The organism is Streptomyces odontomachi (assembly GCF_024435355.1).
Taxonomy (GTDB): domain Bacteria; phylum Actinomycetota; class Actinomycetes; order Streptomycetales; family Streptomycetaceae; genus Streptomyces; species Streptomyces odontomachi.
Window position 1 is genome coordinate 147,587 of record NZ_JAMJWG010000023.1, and the last position, 16,102, is coordinate 163,688.

A 16,102-nucleotide genomic window follows, 5' to 3' on the forward strand; every position below is an offset into this window, starting at 1 on the left:
CACAGAGCCGCTGTGCGGACCGCAGACCCCGTGCCAAGGAGTGACCAAGGGAATGACGCCCGGCAACGACGGCGCGAGCACGCCCGAGGACGACGACCCGTTCGGCTATCTCTATGCCGACGGCCAGGCATCCGGGGCCACCCCGCCCAGCGGAGGCGGCGGCTACGGTTACCCGGGCCCCCGCTCCGGCCCGCGGACCTCGTACAACCAGGTCAGGACGGTCGGCGAGCGCCAGTACGGGCAGCAGGGCGGCGGGCGCGGCGGCTACGGATATCCGCCGGCGCAGGGCCGCCCGGGCGCCCCGGGCCAACAGCCCGGCGGCCAGGGCCAGACCGCCGCCTTCCAGCAGGTCCCGTCCCAGGGCTACGACCAGCCCAGCGCCCACTACCAGGCCCCGGAGACCCTCCCCGGCGGCCAGGGCCACCGGCCGGGTCCACCGCCGGGATACGGCGAGGGCGGCGGCCGGGGTCGCGGCCCCAACACCAAAGGGCTGCTGATCGGGGCCATCGCGGTGGTCGCTGCGGTCGTCGTCGGCATCGGAGTGGCCGTGCTGAACGGCCCCGACGACGGCAAGGACGGTTCCGACGCCGGCGCCACCTCCCAGGCCACCGCCACCGACAAACCCAGCCGGACCCCCTCGAACCAGGGCAAGGGCCCCGCCGAGCTCCCCAAGTCCGACGCCAACGCCCTGAAGCTGGAAGGCGGCAGCTACACCGCGTCCGACGTCAAGGGCGCACAGGCCGAAGGCGGCCTCTACGTGGCCGGCCTCAACCAACCCGGCGCCTCCGCGACCTGGACCGTGGACGACATCCCCAAGTCCGGCAAGTACACCCTCGACCTCGGCTACGGCGTCCCCGGCAAGGACGCCACCATGACCCTCGCGGTCAACGGCACACCCCAGACCACCCCACTCAGCCTCAAGAACTGGGCGGACGCCAAGGAAGGCGACTGGGAGAAGGGCTGGACCGAGTCCTACGCGTACGTCGAGCTGGTGAAGGGCAGCAACACCCTCCGCATCTCCTGCGAACAGGGCAACCAGTGCGACGTCAACCTCGACCGGGTGTGGCTGGAGAAGGGCTGGAAGAAGTCCTAGCGCCCGGGAACCAGGCGGTGTCCGTGCCGCCCCCGTGCCGCCCCGCGGACTCATGAAGGTCGTCGCGGACTCACACAGTCGTCTCGACGACCTCGATACGTCCCAGCAGCTCCCGGTACGCCCTGCGGTCGAACTCGCCCGCTGTGGCCGCCAGGACCGTCGACGTAGCCAGAGCAGCGGCTCTGACCAGGCGTTTCGGCCACGGTAGGCCCTCGACGAGACCGGACAGCAGACCGGCTACGGCCGAGTCGCCGGCACCCGTGGTGTTGCCGCGCACCCGCTCGCCCCGCACCCCCGCCGGCGGTGCGACCCGCCAGCGGCCCTCCGGGGTCACCGCGAGCATGCCGCGCGCGCCCAGCGAGGCCACGACCGCGTGCGCACCGCGGCGGCGGGCGTCACGCGAGGCCTGCACCGGCTCGTGGGAACCGGTCAGCTCGGCCAGCTCGTCCGCGTTCGGCTTGATGATGTCCGGGCGGGCGGCCAGGCCGCGGCGCAGCGGCTCACCACTGGTGTCCAGCAGTACCGGCACGGACGCGGCGTGCGCGGCCCGCACCAGCCGGGCGTACGCGCCGACCGGCACGCCCGGCGGCAGGCTCCCGCACAGCGCGACCGCCGACGAGGCGCCCAGCAACTCCTCGTACCGGGCGGTGAAGGCATGCCACTCCTCGGGGGAGATGGCCGGCCCCGGCTCGTTCAACTGCGTCGTCTCACCGCTGCCGGTGTCCACCAGGGCCACCGTGCGCCGGGTGGTCCCGGCGACCGGCACGAGGGCGTCATGCACCCGGACGGGCCCGCTGCCGGGTGTCGCCGCACCGGCGGCGTGCGACCCGTCGGACCCGCCCGGCCCGCGCGGCGCACCGGAGCCGTCGGGCGCGTCGGCCGCGGTGCCGGTCATGGTGGCCAGCCGGTCGCGCACCGTGCTTCCGGTGGTGCCGCCGGCGAAGCCGGTGACCGTCACGTCGTGACCCAGCGCCGCCAGCACCCGGGCGACGTTCAGACCCTTGCCGCCGGGCCGTTCGGACACCTCGCTGATCCGGTGCGTCGCGCCCGGGCGGAGCGCCCGGATCTGGTACGTGACGTCGAGAGCGGCGTTGAGCGTGACCGTGAGGATCACCGGACCTCCCCCGAGGAATTCGCCTGCCGTGCAGTAGATCGTTCGACCGCTGTGCGATCCTGATCATGCCAAAGAGCGCGCGGTAGGCACAGGGTGCGTGGCCGACGGGTCTGACCCCGTGTCAGCGTGCCGGCGAGGGGGGCGGCACCAGCCACTCGCCCTTGCGCAGCACACCGGCGAGGCCGAATGCGGGGTCGAGGACCACGACGTCCGCGTCCTTTCCGGCCTCCAGCGAACCCACCCGGTCGTACTGGCCGAGGAGCCTGGCGGGGGTCTCGGACAGGGCGCGCACGACGTCCGGCACGGGCAGCCGGTCGAGCGTCACGGCGCGCTGGAAGGCCCGGTCCAGCGTGAGCGTGGAGCCCGCGATCGAGCCGCCCTCGACGAGCCGTGCCACCCCGTCCCGCACCTCCACCTCCATCGGCCCCAGCTGGTACGTGCCGTCGCCGAACCCCGCCGCGTCCATCGCGTCGGTGATGAACGCGACCCGGGCGGCCCCCGCGTGCTGGAACGCCAGGCGCAGGGCGGCCGGGTGCAGATGGGTACCGTCGTTGATCAGCTCGACCGTGACCCGCTCGTCCTGGAGCAGGGCCGCGATCGGGCCGGGTGCGCGGTGCCCCAGCGTCGGCATCGCGTTGTACAGGTGCGTGGCCACCGTGGCGCCCGCGTCGATCGCCGCCACCGTCTGCTCGTACGTCGAGTCGGTGTGTCCCACGGCCGCGATGACGCCGTGCTCCACGAGCAGCCGCACGGAGGCGAGGCCGCCGGGCAGCTCGGGTGCGAGGGTGAGCATGCGGGCCTGGCCGCGCGCGGCGTCCAGCAGCTTGCGCACCTCGGACGGGTCGGGGTCGCGCAGCAGCGCCTCCGCGTGGGCGCCCTTGCGGCACGGCGAGATGAACGGGCCCTCGAAGTGGATGCCCGCGATCTCGCCCTGCTCGGCCAGCTCGGACAGCAGCCCGGCACGCTCCACCAGCGTGTCCGTGCCGGCGGTGACGGTGGAGGCGACCAGGGTGGTGGTGCCGTGCAGCCGGTGGGTGCGGATGCCGGTGAGCACGTCGGCCACCGGGCCGTTGCTGAAGGAGGCACCGCCGCCACCGTGGTTGTGGATGTCCACGAAGCCGGGGACCAGCCAGTGCCCGGACAGGTCCAGGGCGTCCGGGGCGCCGCCGGCATCCGCCCCGGCGCCGTGGCCGTCGTGGCCCTGGCCGGCCGGGGCGGCGCCCGCGTAGGTGATCCGGGTGTCCTCGACGACCACCTGGCCGTCGTCGACGACTCCCTCGGGCAGCACCACCTTGGCGCGGGTGAGCACCTGCCTACTTCGTGCGGCCATCGGCGGTTACCTCCGTGGGGTCATGGGGGGCGGGAGCGGCGGAGCCGCGGGGGACGGCGGGCGCGTCGGGCGCCGCCCGGTCGTGGGGAGCGACGCCCGGCGCACGGATCGTGTCCGCCGTCGGGTCGGGACGCGCAGCGCCCTGCCGGCGCGCCGCCAGCAGATCCCAGGCGAGCAGGCCGGCGCCCTGGCATCCGGCGGTGTCGCCGAGGGCCGCGGGCACGATCTCCGGCACGCTCTGGAAGGTGACACGGCGTTCGACGGCCGCCCGTAGCGGCGCGAACAGCAGGTCCCCGGCCTCGGCGAGCCCGCCGCCGATGATCAGGGTGCCCGGGTCGAGCAGGGTGAGCGCGCCCACCAGGCCGTCGGCGAGTGCGTCCACCGCCTGCTGCCAGACCTCGCTCGCGCGCGGGTCACCCGCGGCGACGGCCTTGGCGCAGCCGGCGGCGTCCGCGTCCGGCTCGCCGCAGGCCGCCGCCCAGGCCCTGCTCACCGCGGCCGCGGACGCCAGCCGCTCCAGGCAGCCGCGCTGACCGCAGTCGCAGGCCGGCCCGTCGGGGCGCACCACGACATGGCCGATCTCGCCCGCCGAACCATGGGCGCCTGGCTCGATGGTGCCGTCGATGCCGATGGCGCCGGCGATCCCGGTGCCCAGCGCCACGAAGAGGAACCGGTCGGCGCCCCGCCCCGCGCCGATCCGCCCTTCGGCGAGCCCGCCGGTGCGTACGTCGTGGCCGAGCGCGACCGGTGTGCCGCCCAGCCGCTCGCTCAGCAGGTCGCGCAGGGGGACGTGTGCCCAGTTCAGGTTGGCCGAGTAGACGGCGATGCCGCGCTCTGCGTCGACGATGCCGGGCACCGCGGCACCGAGCGCAGCGGCGGGTGCGCCGAACCGTGCCTCGCCCTGGGCGCGCAGCTCCACGGCGAGGTCCAGCACGGCGGCGACGACGGCGTCGGCGCCGCGCTCGCGGCCGGTCGCCCGTCGGGTCTCGTACAGCAGCGCGCCGTCCGGCCCGACCAGGGCGGCCTTCATTCCGGTGCCGCCCACGTCCAGGGCGATGACATGTTCCACGGGAACAGTTTCGCGCGCTTACCTATGAGAGGTCTAGTCCACTCGCCCACTGGGTGGCGCCACTTCCCGCTCGGCTACGCCGCCACGGACAGCATCCCATATTTGGTATGGACCTTTACAGGTATAGACCTTACCTTGGTCGGGCGCGGGAGCCTGCGGACGCGAGGAGAGCGGAAGCGACGGAAGTGGCCGGCGGACGTGGCGGAAGGCCGCGGTGCGGGGAGGGGTGCGAGATGGCGAAGGTGCTGGTGGGGGCGCGTCCACGGGGTCCGCGGGTGATGCTGACCGCCATGCTGGCCGCGCTGGCGACGATCCTGGGAATGACCCTGTCGCTGGCCGGTTGCACTGACGGCGACGGGGTCGTCATCCTCCGTCTGGTGGCCGCCGACTACGGCGACTCCGCGGCGAACAGCTCCAGGAAGTACTGGGCGGCCCTCGTCGGCAGGTTCGAGGCGGCCCACCCCGGCATCCGGGTCCAGGTCAGCGTCTACTCCTGGAACGAGGTGGACCGGAAGGTCAGGGACCTGGTCCACCGCGGCGACGCCCCCGACATCGCGCAGATCGGCACCTACGCCGACTACGCCGCCCAGGACCTGCTCTACCCCGCCGACGACGTGCTCTCCATCTCCGTCGAGGCGAGCCTCCTCGCGACCCTGCGCCAGGCCGGCGATGTGCGGCACCGGCAGTACGGCCTGCCCTTCGTCGCCTCCGCGCGGCTGCTGTTCTACAACCGGACCCTGTTCGCCAAGGCGGGCATCGCGCGGGCGCCGCGGAGCTGGCAGGAACTGCGCAACGATGCGGAGCTCCTCCGGGCGGCCGGCGTGAAGACCCCGTTCGCACTGCCGCTCGGGCCCGAGGAGGCGCAGGCGGAGGCCATGATGTGGCTGCTCGGCGGCGGCGACAACTACGTCAACGACGCCGGCTCGTTCACCATCGACTCCAAGCCGAACGTGGCCACGTTCACCTGGTTGAAGAACGAGCTGGTCGGGCCGGGCCTGACGGGGCCCACGCCGCCCGCCCGGCTCGACCGCGCCCAGGCCTTCGCCGCCTTCGCCCGCGGGGAGGTCGGCATGCTCAACGGCCACCCCACCCTGATGAAGATCGCCGCCGACAAGGGCGTGAAGTTCGGCATGGCACCGCTGCCCGCCCTCGGCGGCGGGCTCAGGCCCACGCTGGGCGTCGCCGACTGGATGATGGCGTTCAGGCAGGGCGGGCACCGCGAGGAAGTGCGCACCTTCCTGGACTACGTCTACCAGGACGCCAACGTGCTCTCCTTCTGCCACGAGTACGACCTGCTGCCGGTCACCACGTCCGCTTCCCAGAAGATGTCCGCCGAGCGGTCCTCCCGCCGCCTCGCCCCGTTCCTCGACGAGCTGCCCGAAGCGGAGCTGTACCCGGTGGGCAAGACCTCGTGGGCGCGGGTCAGCGCCGACATCAAGCAACGCATCGGCCAGGCGGTGGCGCCGGGCGGCAGCCCGGCAGCGGTGCTCGGCGCGTTGCAGCGCGCCGCGAGGGAGGCGGACGGGGCGTGACTGTGGCGCCGAAGGCGCCAATAAGGGGCGCGGGGCCGCACATTCGGCACAGCCCAGCCCCCTTTTTTCGGTGCGCACCGGGATGTCGTACGGCGGGGGTACGGTCGGTGTATGGACGTGGACGACGGCGGCGACGCGGGTGGCCTGACGGCGACGCACCGTGCCGTGCTCGCGCTGGAACGACGCAGCTGGTCCGGGCCCGGCGCGAAGGAACGCGCCATCCGGGAACGGCTCGGCCTCGCCCCCGTCCGCTACTACCAGCTCCTCAACGCCCTGCTCGACGACCCACGCGCCCTCGCCCACGACCCGGTCACGGTCAACCGCCTGCGCCGGGTCCGCGAGGCACGCCGCGCCGAACGCTGACGGGAGGGCCGCCGACGGGCCGGTGGCGGCGTCCGGCGGCGGGGGCGCACCCTCGGCTTTGGCCGGCCGGCGCACTCACCGGTCCCGGCCGGCCTCCTGGCACACCTGCTGGTTCTCCGGGGCCGCGCAGGGCACGTGGCCGTGGCGCTCCATGACGTTCTGGCCGGTGTCGCTCGCCAGGTAGTCGAGGAAGTCGGACGTGAGGGAGTTGTCCGGGGGAGCGCCGAAGGTGTAGGCGTACTCCGGTTCCCAGAACGGGTAGGCGCGCTCCCTGACCGACGGTACGGAGGCGGTCTCACCGTCCAGGCCGAGCAGTTTCAGATGACCCAGCCGGGCGTACTGCCTGGCGTTGTTCAGCTCCGCGTAGCCGATGGCGCCGGGGGTGGCGGCCACGGTCCTGAGCAGCTTGTCGGTGCTGCTCTGCTCGCAGCGGGTGATGTCGGTGTGGTTGAACCGCTTGGTGCGCCTGGCGCAGTCGTCGGCGCTGGAGGTGGGGGAGGGCTCGGTGTTGCCGCCCAGGAGGCGGTTCTCGAAGACGTTGCGGGTGCCGGAGGCGTAGTCCCGGCCCACCAGCGTGACCTGGAGATCGGGCCCCGCTCGGCCGGACGGGGCCGGGTGCAGCCGGCTCCAGTCGGTGACCTCGCCCGTGTAGAGCCGCTGGAGGTCCCTGAGCGGGAGGCTGGAGACCGGCACGTCGGTGTTGACGACGAGCGTGAAGACGGAGACCGCGACCAGGTGCTCCTTCAACCCGGCACCGCCGGTCTGCGCGGGACCGTCCGACAGCGCGAGGTACGGGGCGAACCTGCCCTTCGACGCCGCCCCCTCGTCCAGCAGCCGGCTGATGCCCGCCCCGCTGCCCGTGGCCTCGACGCTGATGTGCGGGGCCTGCCGGCACTTCGTCCGGTACGCGTTGTCCAGGTCGCGCATCACCGGCTGGAACGCCGTCGAGCCGACGACGGTGAGGTCGCCGCGCGCGCAGCCCCCGGGCAGCGGCTGGTCCCGGAGGATCTGGAACGCGAAGGGCTGGGCCACCACGAGCAGGCAGAGGCCGGCGATGAGGCCGAGCATGCGGTTGTTCGGCCGGCGGAACCTCTCGTTGTTGCGGATCCTGCCCTCCCTGACCCGGCCGACGACCTGCGGTTCCCTGCCGCCGCCGGGGCCGGTCAGCAGGACCAGCAGCTTGAAGTGGTCGCCGCGGTTCAGCGGGACCCGCGGTAGCGAGATCTCCGGACCCGACCAGTGCAGGCCCGGACGCTCCAGGGTGCCGACGCGCGGCAGATAGCGCAGCAGGGTCGGGTGGCTGGGCTCGGTGACCGCCACGTCGCGGACCGTGCGACCGGGGAAGGTGACGGTGAGGCCGTGGCTGTGCTCCGGGGCGGTGATGTAGTCGTCGGCGTCGATGCTGCGGAAGCCGTCGTTCTCGATCCTGAGCAGCACGAGCGAGGCGCCGGCGAGGTCCGGGGCGTCCTCCAGCAGGGACAGCCGCTGGTACAGCGGCCCGTCGTCCTGGTCGCCGTGCTGGTCGTGATGGTCACCGTCGTCTATCACCGTGTCCATCTGGACGCGGAAGCCGATGCGCTTGCGGCCCGGGATGAGCCGCTCGTACGACAGCACGCCGACCGTGACGACGACACCGAGCAGCGCCAGAAAGTTCTCCGGCGCAAGCAGGCTCTCCAGCCACCCCATTGCATCCCCCCGCGGACCGTGAACCGGCCAACATCACCCCCGCGCGGGGCGGGCCGGGCGAGCCCCGACGGAAGTAAGGGACAAATGTACGAGTCCCCGGGGCCGTTCGGGGTCATGGTGGCCAAGGCCTCACGGAGTGTTCGCCGGGAGTTCAACGAGACCGGTGACAGGACGATGACAGGCTGGTGGGAGGCGGTGGGAGGCCGGTGAGGGGCACCGCCTCCCCGGTGACGGGGGGACGGTCGCCGCACGCTGCGCGCTTCCGGTGCGTCCCGGCTCGGCGCGCGACACCAGGGCCACTTCGCCGGCCGCGCGGGAGCCGCCGGCGCACGCGCCGGTCCGAGGGTGGCTGCTTTCGGCGCTTCGCCACGGTGACGTGGCCGACCGCTGACTACAGTCGGGCCCATGGGCAGCAGCCACCCCCGCCAGGGCCAGGGCCGGCACGGAGTGACCGGCGATCAGTACCCCGCCGGCACCACGGACTCGACGGACTCGACGGACTCAGCAGACCCGGCAGACCCGGCAGCCTCTGCGGGCTCCGCGCCCGCCGTGCCGGAGCCCGCCACCGAGGCCGGCCGGAGCGGGCTCGCCGCCCTGCTGGCCGACCCGGCACGCGCCGTGATCGCATTCGACTTCGACGGCACCCTCGCCCCGATCGTGGCCGACCCCGGGCAGGCTCGCGCCCACCCCGGCGCCGTGCCGGCGCTCGCCGCGCTGGCGCCCCGGGTGCGCTCCGTCGCGATCATCACCGGCCGCCCGGCGCTGACCGCCGTGGAGCACGGCTCCTTCGCCGGTGTCGCCGGCCTCGAACACCTCGTCGTCCTCGGGCACTACGGCGCCGAACGCTGGGACGCCGCCACCAACACCCTCACCGCCCCCGACCCGCACCCCGGCGTCACCGCGGTCCGCGCCGAGCTGCCGGACCTGCTGGAGCGTCATGCGGCAGGCGGCGCCTGGATCGAGGACAAGGGCTTCGCGGTCGCCGTGCACACCCGGCGCGCCGCCGATCCGCAGGCCGCGTTCGAGGCCCTGCGCGAGCCGCTCGGCGGCCTCGCCGCCCGGCACCGGCTGGCCGTCGAGCCCGGCCGCTTCGTGCTCGAACTGCGCCCGCCCGGGATGGACAAGGGCGTGGCCCTGACCAGGTACGTACGGGAGGTCGGCGGCACGTCGGTGCTGTACGGCGGCGACGACCTGGGCGACCTGCCCGCCTTCGCCGCGGTCGACAAGCTGCGCTCCGACGGGATCCCCGGACTCCTGGTGTGCAGCGGCAGCACCGAAACCACCGACATCGCCGAACGATCCGACCTGGTGGTGGACGGCCCCGGCGGCATGGTGCAACTGGTGGCGGCGCTGGCGGAGGCGATGACGGGGTAGGGCGGGCTTGGGGGGTTGGGGCTGGAAGGGACGACGGCTGACGTCACCCGTCCCACCCAGGGGCGCGGGGAACTGCGCGACAAGCAACAACGAAACCGTCAGACCGCCACCGTCCTAGCGAGGCACCCCCAACCGCCACCGCCCCGAAGGGGCTGGCCTGGAACGACACCAGCGCAAAGCCGCGAACCGCAAAGCCGCGAACCGCAAGGTCACGAAGCGCGACGCGCAAAGGGGAAAGGGGCACCGCCCCTTCCAGCCCCGGTCACCCCCGGAGCGCCGACAACTGCTCCAGGAACCACTGCGCAGGCGGCAAGGCCGTAGCCGCAGCCGCCAACCGCTTCGTACCCTCGGCCCGCTCACCCCCGGGCACCGCCAGCGCAGCGTGCAACGCGGCGGCCGTGCCGACCACGTCGTAGGGATTGACGGTGATCGCCTCGTCGGCCAGCTCCTCGTGCGCCCCGGCCTCCCGGGACAGCACCAGGACGCAACCCGCCTCCGAGACCACCGGCACCTCCTTGGCGACCAGGTTCATCCCGTCGCGCACCGGGTTGACCAGTGCCACGTCGGCGATGCGGTAGGCCGCGAGCGAGCGGGCGAAGTCGTCCTTCACATGCAGCACCACGGGGGTCCAACCGGGCTTCCCGTAGGCCGTGTTGATCTCCTCGGCGAGGCGGCTGACCTCGGCCGTGTAGTCGCGGTAGACGGCGAGGTCCTGCCGGGAGGGGTAGGCGAAGGCGACGTGCACGACGCGCTCGTGCCATTCGGGGTGGTCGGCGAGCAGCTGCCGGTAGGCCAGCAGGCCCCGCACGATGTTCTTGGACAGCTCGGTGCGGTCGACTCGGACGATGGTGCGCCGCGGTCGGCCGTCCGGGTCGGTGCCGATCTGCTCGCGCAGGGCGGCCAGCCGTTCGTCCACGTCCGGGCGGCCGGCGCGCTCCCGCAGGAAGTCGGCGTCCGCGCCCAGGCCGTGCACGCCGATCTCCGTGCCGCCGGTGCCACCGGGCAGCACCGCCTCGCAGCACGCGGTGAACGCCGCGGCCCAGCGGCGGGTCAGGAAGCCGAGCCGGTCGGCACCGAGCATGCCGTTCAGCAGCTGCTCGGCGATGTCGTCCGGAAGCATCCGGAAGTACTCGGGCGGCGCCCACGGGGTGTGCGAGAAATGGCCGATTCGCAGATCCGGTCGGAGCGCACGGAGCAGCCCGGGCACCAACGTCAGGTGGTAGTCCTGCACCAGCACGGCGGCGCCTTCGGCGGCCTCTTCCGCCAGCGCGTCGGCGAATGCGGTGTTGTACTCCTCGTACGCGGCCCACTGGCGGCGGAACTCGGCGTCGAAGACCGGTTCCAGCGGGGTCTGGTACAGCATGTGGTGGACGAACCACAGCACCGAGTTCGCAATGCCGTTGTAGGCGGCGGCGTGCACGTCAGGGGCGATGCCGAGCATCCTGACCCGCTGGCCACCGGTGTCGTCGGGGTCGAGGCGGCCCCCGGTGCGGCGCACCGCCTCCCGGTCGCCGTCGCCGAGCGCGGCGCAGACCCACACCGCGTCCGCGTCGGGACCGATCGCGGAGAGCCCGGAGACCAGGCCGCCACCGCCGCGCTTGGCGCGCAGCGTGCCGTCTTCGCCCACCTGGTACGCGACCGGACCGCGGTTGGACGCCACGAGAACGCGAGCGGCTCCGGTGGCCGGAGTGCCCTGCGGAGGAGTAGCGGAAGCCATGAGGCGACCTTAGCCACGCCGGGAAACGCTCAAACGTACGGTGCGTGCCGGGTCGGCGGGTTGTATACGGCATGGTCGGTTTTCGGCTGCGTGCGCGGGCGGGGGCGACGGCGCGGCGATGACGGATCCCCGGCGTGCGCCCGAACGGGTGACTCACCCGCGGTCCGGCAACCGCTCCGGCGAGCCCCGCATGATCAAGACGGCAGACGGCAGACGGCAGACGGCAGACGGCGGACGGCAGACGAGAGGCGGTTGACGAGAGGCGGCAGGGCCTACGCCACCCGACGCCGTGCGTACTCCGGTATCTCCGCCATCGGCGGCCGTTCCTCGGTGTCCACGGGGTACGACCGCGGCTCGAACCCTTGTTCGCCACGCTCGTACTGGGTGAGCACGGGGCGCACCAGCGCCGGCCGCACCAGATGGCCCCGGGCCAGGCGCACCTGCGCCGTGCGGTAGATCGTCGCCGCCATCCGCCCCAGCGCATGACCGTCCTGGTGCCGGTGCTTGCGCACCCCCACGTCGACCTGGGCCAGCGCGTCGAGCCCCACCGTGTGCAGCGCGTCGACGAGCAGCCCCAGCTCCACGCCGTAGCCGACCGGGAACGGCAGCTGCTCCAGCAGCGTCCTGCGGGCCGCGTACTCGCCGCCGAGCGGCTGGACGAAGCCCGCCAGCTGGGGCCAGTGCATGTTCAGCAGGGGGCGGGCCATCAGCTCGGTGACCCGGCCGCCCTGGCCGGGCTGGGCCCCCAGCGGACGGTCGTACATGGCCTTCACCAGGTGCACGGACGGCTCGGTGAGCAGCGGGCCGATGATGCCCGTGACGAAGTCCGCCGAGAACTCCCGCAGGTCGGCATCGACGAAGCAGACGATGTCGCCGCTGGTGGCGAGGAGTGACCGCCAGAGCACCTCGCCCTTGCCGGGCAGCGCGGGTATGCGCGGCAGGATGGCGTCGCGGTGCACCACCCGCGCCCCCGCCGCGGCCGCCACCTCGGCCGTACGGTCGGTGGAGCCTGAGTCGATCACCACCAGCTCGTCCACCAGCGGCTCCACGGCGCCCGCGGTCCCCGCCTGCGCCGTGGCACCCGCCAGACCGGCGCAGGCCAGAGTGGCCTCGGACCCGCCGATGCCGGCGTCGGCCGGCGCCCGGTCCAGTGGCGTCCCGTCCGCCGTGGGACGTCCGGCGGCCACCGGGCCCCGGGCCTGCTCCCGGGCCGGCGCGTGCGACGCCTGCGTCGGCGCCATCAGCTCCCGGCGGATCACGGTCACGATGTCGCCGACGGTCTCCTCCTCGTCGAGTGCGGGCAGGACGACGCTCACGGTGGCGCCCGTGGCGCGCTTCGCGGCGGCCAGGTGCGTCCTGGGGCGGTCAGCCACGGACCAGGACCGCCCGGCCAGCCACTGCTCGACCTCTTCCAGCACGGTTCAAGTCCCCTCAGTCGACATCGCGGTCATTGTGATGGTGGGCGTCGGCGGACCGCGACCGGCCCGGCCGCCGTCGCACCGGCCGTCCACCGCTTTCGAATACCAGTCCTGCTCACGCCGGGTGTGCCGCACACGGACCGGCCCTGTGACCCATCTCGCGCATCGGACGCCGTTCTCAACTATCCGGCCCCTCGGTTACAGTCTTGAACAACGCAGGTTGCCTTCGCATGCCGAGGGAGTGCCTGCCGACAGACGCTCCGGTGCCACCCCTAAAGGCTCCGGAGTCATATTGCTCATCCAGAGGGGCAGAGGGATACGGCCCGTTGAAGCCCCGGCAACCCTCCAGCTGGTCCGACTCATCGTTGAGGCTCCCAGCTCGGGAAGGTGCCAATTCCGTCTCACGGCGAGGTGCGTCGTGGGGAAGATGAGGAGAAAGGGCCTCCCTATCATGGCTTCGCAGCCTCTTGCCGCCGACCAACCCGCCTCTGTCGACCTCGGGCCTGCCGTGGCCCTGTCCTGTCGCGAGTGCGGCGAGCGCTTCCCGCTGGGCCCCATCTTCGCCTGTGAGAGCTGTTTCGGCCCCCTCGAGGCCACCTACGACCTTCCCCTGGGCGACCCGGAGGGCCTGCGCAAGAAGATCGAGGCGGGCCCGACCAACCTGTGGCGCTACGCCCCGTTGCTGCCCGTCCCCGCCGACGTCGCCAGCAAGCCGAACCTGAACCCGGGCTGGACCAAGCTCGTCAAGGCGGACCGGCTCGCCGCCGAGCTCGGCATCACCGGTGGCCTGTACATCAAGGACGACTCCGGCAACCCGACGCACTCCTTCAAGGACCGCGTCGTCGCGCAGGCCGTGGAGGCCGCACGCGCCTTCGGCTTCACCACCCTCTCGTGCTCCTCCACGGGCAACCTGGCCGGCGCGATCGGCGCCGCCGCCGCCCGTGCCGGCTTCCGCTCCTGCGTCTTCATCCCGCACGACCTGGAGCAGGGCAAGGTCGTCATGGCCGCGGTCTACGGTGGCGAGGTCGTCGCCATCAAGGGCACCTACGACGACGTGAACCGCTTCTGCTCCGAGCTGATCGGCGACCCGCTCGGAGAGGGCTGGGGCTTCGTCAACGTGAACCTCCGGCCGTACTACGCCGAGGGCTCCAAGACCCTGGCCTACGAGATCTGCGAGCAGCTCGGCTGGCAGCTGCCCGACCAGCTGGTCATCCCGATCGCGTCGGGCTCCCAGCTCACGAAGATCGACAAGGGGCTCCAGGAGCTGATCAAGCTGGGCCTGGTCGAGGACAAGCCGTACAAGATCTTCGGAGCCCAGGCGGAGGGCTGCTCGCCGGTGTCCACCGCCTTCAAGGCCGGCCACGACGTCGTACGCCCCCAGAAGCCGGACACCATCGCCAAGTCCCTGGCGATAGGCAACCCCGCCGACGGTCCCTACGTCCTGGACATCGCACGCCGCACCGGCGGTGCGGTGGAGGACGTGAACGACCCTCAGATCGTCGCGGCGATCAAGCTGCTGGCTCGCACCGAGGGCATCTTCGCGGAGACCGCGGGCGGTGTCACGGTCGGTGTGACCCGGAAGCTCGTCGAGAACGGGCTGCTCGACCCGGCCCTGACCACCGTGGTGCTGAACACCGGCGACGGGCTGAAGACCCTGGACGCCGTGGCCCCCACCACCGGCCCGTCCGTCACCATCGCGCCCAGCCTCGAGGCGTTCCGCGAGGCGGGTCTGGCCGGCTGAGGCCGACCGCAGCCTGAGGCCCGCCACCGGCGCGGTGCCGCCGTGTGCCGCCGGGCAGCCGGGCAGTTCCCCCACCCCGTCCACTCCGCATCCGCCGTCCAGGACCAGGAAAGGCCTGAACATGAGCGTCAATGTCCGAATCCCGACGATCCTTCGCACGTACACCGGCGGCCAGGCCGAGGTGCAGGCGGAGGGCAGCACCCTCGGCGAGGTCATCGCCGACCTGGAGAACCGACACACCGGCATCGCCGCCCGTGTCCTCGATGACCAGGGCAAGCTCCGCCGCTTCGTGAACGTGTACGTGAACGACGACGACGTCCGCTTCGAGCAGGGCCTGGAGACGGCCACGCCGGACGGCGCCGGCGTGTCGATCATCCCGGCGGTCGCCGGCGGCTGAGCCGCGGTCACATCGCGACGGGGATCGGCCGCAGACACGACGGCTTGATCCATCGGCGTGCCGGGTCGAGCCGCTCCGTCCGCGTCGGATACATTGCCCCGCCTTATTGCCCCCTCCACGGATGAAGTGGAGGGGGCAATTCGCTGTGGTTGAAGGCGCTACAGTTGGGGTAACGCCCCGCTCGCCCTCGGCAGACCGCCGAGTAAGTTGTGCTGAGCGGCGACAAGAAATAGCCAAAGTACCCGGCCCTTTTTAGCCAATCCTGGCTCTTTTCTAGCCCGACTTGCCCTGAATTCCGGCAAATTCTCGGTATATAACCGATCTGTTCGGCGCAGAATTCTCGTCCGATTGACCTGTTGCAGACGGCAGTTGGACAGATACATTCAGCCGCGGTCGGCGCGTTCCGGCGCACACCCCCCAACCGGTTTGGGGCGTGAGGTCTGACCCGGGTCCGCGAAGTGCGGTCCTGTGCAAGGGCCAGTAATAGGGGAGTTAGGCATGGCTCAGGGCACCGTCAAGTGGTTCAACGCGGAGAAGGGCTACGGCTTCATCGCGGTCGACGGTGGTGCGGATGTTTTCGTCCACTACAGTGCGATCCAGATGGACGGCTACCGCACCCTGGAAGAAGGCCAGCGGGTCGAATTCGAGATCTCGCAGGGTCAGAAGGGGCCGCAGGCGGACATGGTCCGAGTGGCCAGCTAAGGCGCCGACAAACAGCAACGACATAGTAGGGCCCGCATCCTCAGACCGGGGTGCGGGCCCTACGCATTCCCTCGCCCTGTGCACGCCTCAGGCCCGGGTGCGCCCAGGCCCGGGCGTGCGCCGGGTCGGGGCGGGCCTCCGCCCGCGCCCGCCTGTCTCTCGGCCCGCCGCCCTCCTGCGGCCCGCCACCCCCCGTGCTCGCCTCGCCACGTACCGGCGTCGGGCGACCCCGCGCTGTAAGGGTCTACCTTGCACTCGAAGGGGGAGAGTGCTAATCATTGGCATTAGCACTCTGAAGGTGAGAGTGACAGAAGAAGGACCGGGTCGGTGAGGTTCACCGGTCGCGTGGGGCATGGATCCACAGCGGCGGGGGACCGTCCGTCGCGGGCGCCAGCGCGGTCCGGAGCAATCCGCCCCACGCCCTCGTCAGGGCCAGGGGAGACCTCTGTTGTCCGGGAGGACCACTTCACATGGCCAAGATCATCGCGTTCAACGAGGAGGCACGGCGCGGCCTTGAGCGCGGCATGAATCAGCTTGCCGACGCCGTCAAGGTGACCCTGGGCCCT

General features: G+C 72.4%; 13 protein-coding genes and 1 riboswitch. Of the genes, 7 read left to right on the plus strand and 6 right to left on the minus strand.

The genetic code is table 11. The annotated features are described in order from the left end of the window. Nucleotides 1–52: 52 nt before the first annotated feature. The gene (locus NQO67_RS35350; RefSeq protein WP_255954523.1) at nt 53–1,093 is read left to right on the plus strand and encodes a carbohydrate-binding protein; all 1,041 of its coding nucleotides are present in this window, start codon (nt 53–55) and stop codon (nt 1,091–1,093) included. A 70-nt stretch (nt 1,094–1,163) separates the two neighbouring features. Here the strand turns inward: NQO67_RS35350 and NQO67_RS35355 are convergent, their stop codons facing one another. The 3 genes from NQO67_RS35355 to NQO67_RS35365 form a co-directional block, all read right to left on the minus strand. Further along, entirely contained in the window at nt 1,164–2,207 is a 1,044-nt protein-coding gene (locus NQO67_RS35355; RefSeq protein ID WP_255954524.1) for a 1-phosphofructokinase family hexose kinase, read from the minus strand. Nucleotides 2,208–2,328: 121 nt separating this feature from the next. Beyond that, on the minus strand, nt 2,329–3,537 hold the full coding sequence (gene nagA / locus NQO67_RS35360; RefSeq protein WP_255954525.1) for an N-acetylglucosamine-6-phosphate deacetylase: 1,209 nt from the start codon (nt 3,535–3,537) through the stop codon (nt 2,329–2,331). Continuing rightward, nucleotides 3,521–4,606 (minus strand): ROK family protein, encoded by a 1,086-nt coding sequence (locus NQO67_RS35365; protein ID WP_255954526.1) that lies wholly within the window; start codon nt 4,604–4,606, stop codon nt 3,521–3,523. Before NQO67_RS35365 ends, nagA begins: the two co-directional genes overlap by 17 nt. 278 nt (nt 4,607–4,884) lie before the next feature. On the opposite strand from NQO67_RS35365, the gene NQO67_RS35370 reads away from it, so the two are divergent. Then, a complete protein-coding gene (locus NQO67_RS35370; RefSeq protein WP_445195114.1) occupies nt 4,885–6,138 on the plus strand; it encodes an extracellular solute-binding protein in 1,254 nt (417 codons plus the stop codon). 111 nt (nt 6,139–6,249) lie between these two features. Then, nucleotides 6,250–6,501 carry a DUF3263 domain-containing protein gene (locus NQO67_RS35375; protein ID WP_255954527.1) on the plus strand — a complete coding sequence of 84 codons (252 nt, stop codon included), beginning with the start codon at nt 6,250–6,252 and terminating at the stop codon, nt 6,499–6,501. Between the two features lie 75 nt (nt 6,502–6,576). Here NQO67_RS35375 and NQO67_RS35380 read toward each other — a convergent pair whose 3' ends face one another. After that, nucleotides 6,577–8,187, minus strand: a complete 1,611-nt coding sequence (locus NQO67_RS35380; RefSeq protein ID WP_255954528.1) for a PstS family phosphate ABC transporter substrate-binding protein — start codon at nt 8,185–8,187, stop codon at nt 6,577–6,579. 405 nt (nt 8,188–8,592) lie between these two features. Between NQO67_RS35380 and otsB the strand changes: the two genes are divergently transcribed. After that, nucleotides 8,593–9,561 (plus strand): trehalose-phosphatase, encoded by a 969-nt coding sequence (gene otsB / locus NQO67_RS35385; protein WP_255954529.1) that lies wholly within the window; start codon nt 8,593–8,595, stop codon nt 9,559–9,561. A gap of 262 nt (nt 9,562–9,823) precedes the next feature. On the opposite strand, the gene NQO67_RS35390 is transcribed toward otsB, so the two are convergent. Together NQO67_RS35390 and NQO67_RS35395 are read right to left on the minus strand one after the other, a co-directional pair. Then, nucleotides 9,824–11,278 carry an alpha,alpha-trehalose-phosphate synthase (UDP-forming) gene (locus NQO67_RS35390; RefSeq protein WP_255954530.1) on the minus strand — a complete coding sequence of 485 codons (1,455 nt, stop codon included), beginning with the start codon at nt 11,276–11,278 and terminating at the stop codon, nt 9,824–9,826. Nucleotides 11,279–11,550: 272 nt separating this feature from the next. Then, the gene (locus NQO67_RS35395; protein WP_255954531.1) at nt 11,551–12,696 is read right to left on the minus strand and encodes a glucosyl-3-phosphoglycerate synthase; all 1,146 of its coding nucleotides are present in this window, start codon (nt 12,694–12,696) and stop codon (nt 11,551–11,553) included. Nucleotides 12,697–12,989: 293 nt separating this feature from the next. Next, nucleotides 12,990–13,130, plus strand: a riboswitch (SAM riboswitch). On the opposite strand from NQO67_RS35395, the gene thrC reads away from it, so the two are divergent. From thrC to NQO67_RS35410, 3 genes are all read left to right on the plus strand, one after another. After that, the gene (thrC, locus tag NQO67_RS35400) at nt 13,124–14,437 is read left to right on the plus strand and encodes a threonine synthase (protein WP_374119237.1); all 1,314 of its coding nucleotides are present in this window, start codon (nt 13,124–13,126) and stop codon (nt 14,435–14,437) included. (Overlaps the previous riboswitch by 7 nt.) A 121-nt stretch (nt 14,438–14,558) precedes the next feature. Next, complete coding sequence (locus NQO67_RS35405; RefSeq protein ID WP_255954533.1) at nt 14,559–14,834, plus strand: MoaD/ThiS family protein; 276 nt, start codon at nt 14,559–14,561, stop codon at nt 14,832–14,834. Between the two features lie 498 nt (nt 14,835–15,332). Beyond that, entirely contained in the window at nt 15,333–15,536 is a 204-nt protein-coding gene (locus tag NQO67_RS35410; protein WP_121517500.1) for a cold-shock protein, read from the plus strand. The last annotated feature ends 566 nt before the right edge of the window (nt 15,537–16,102 follow it).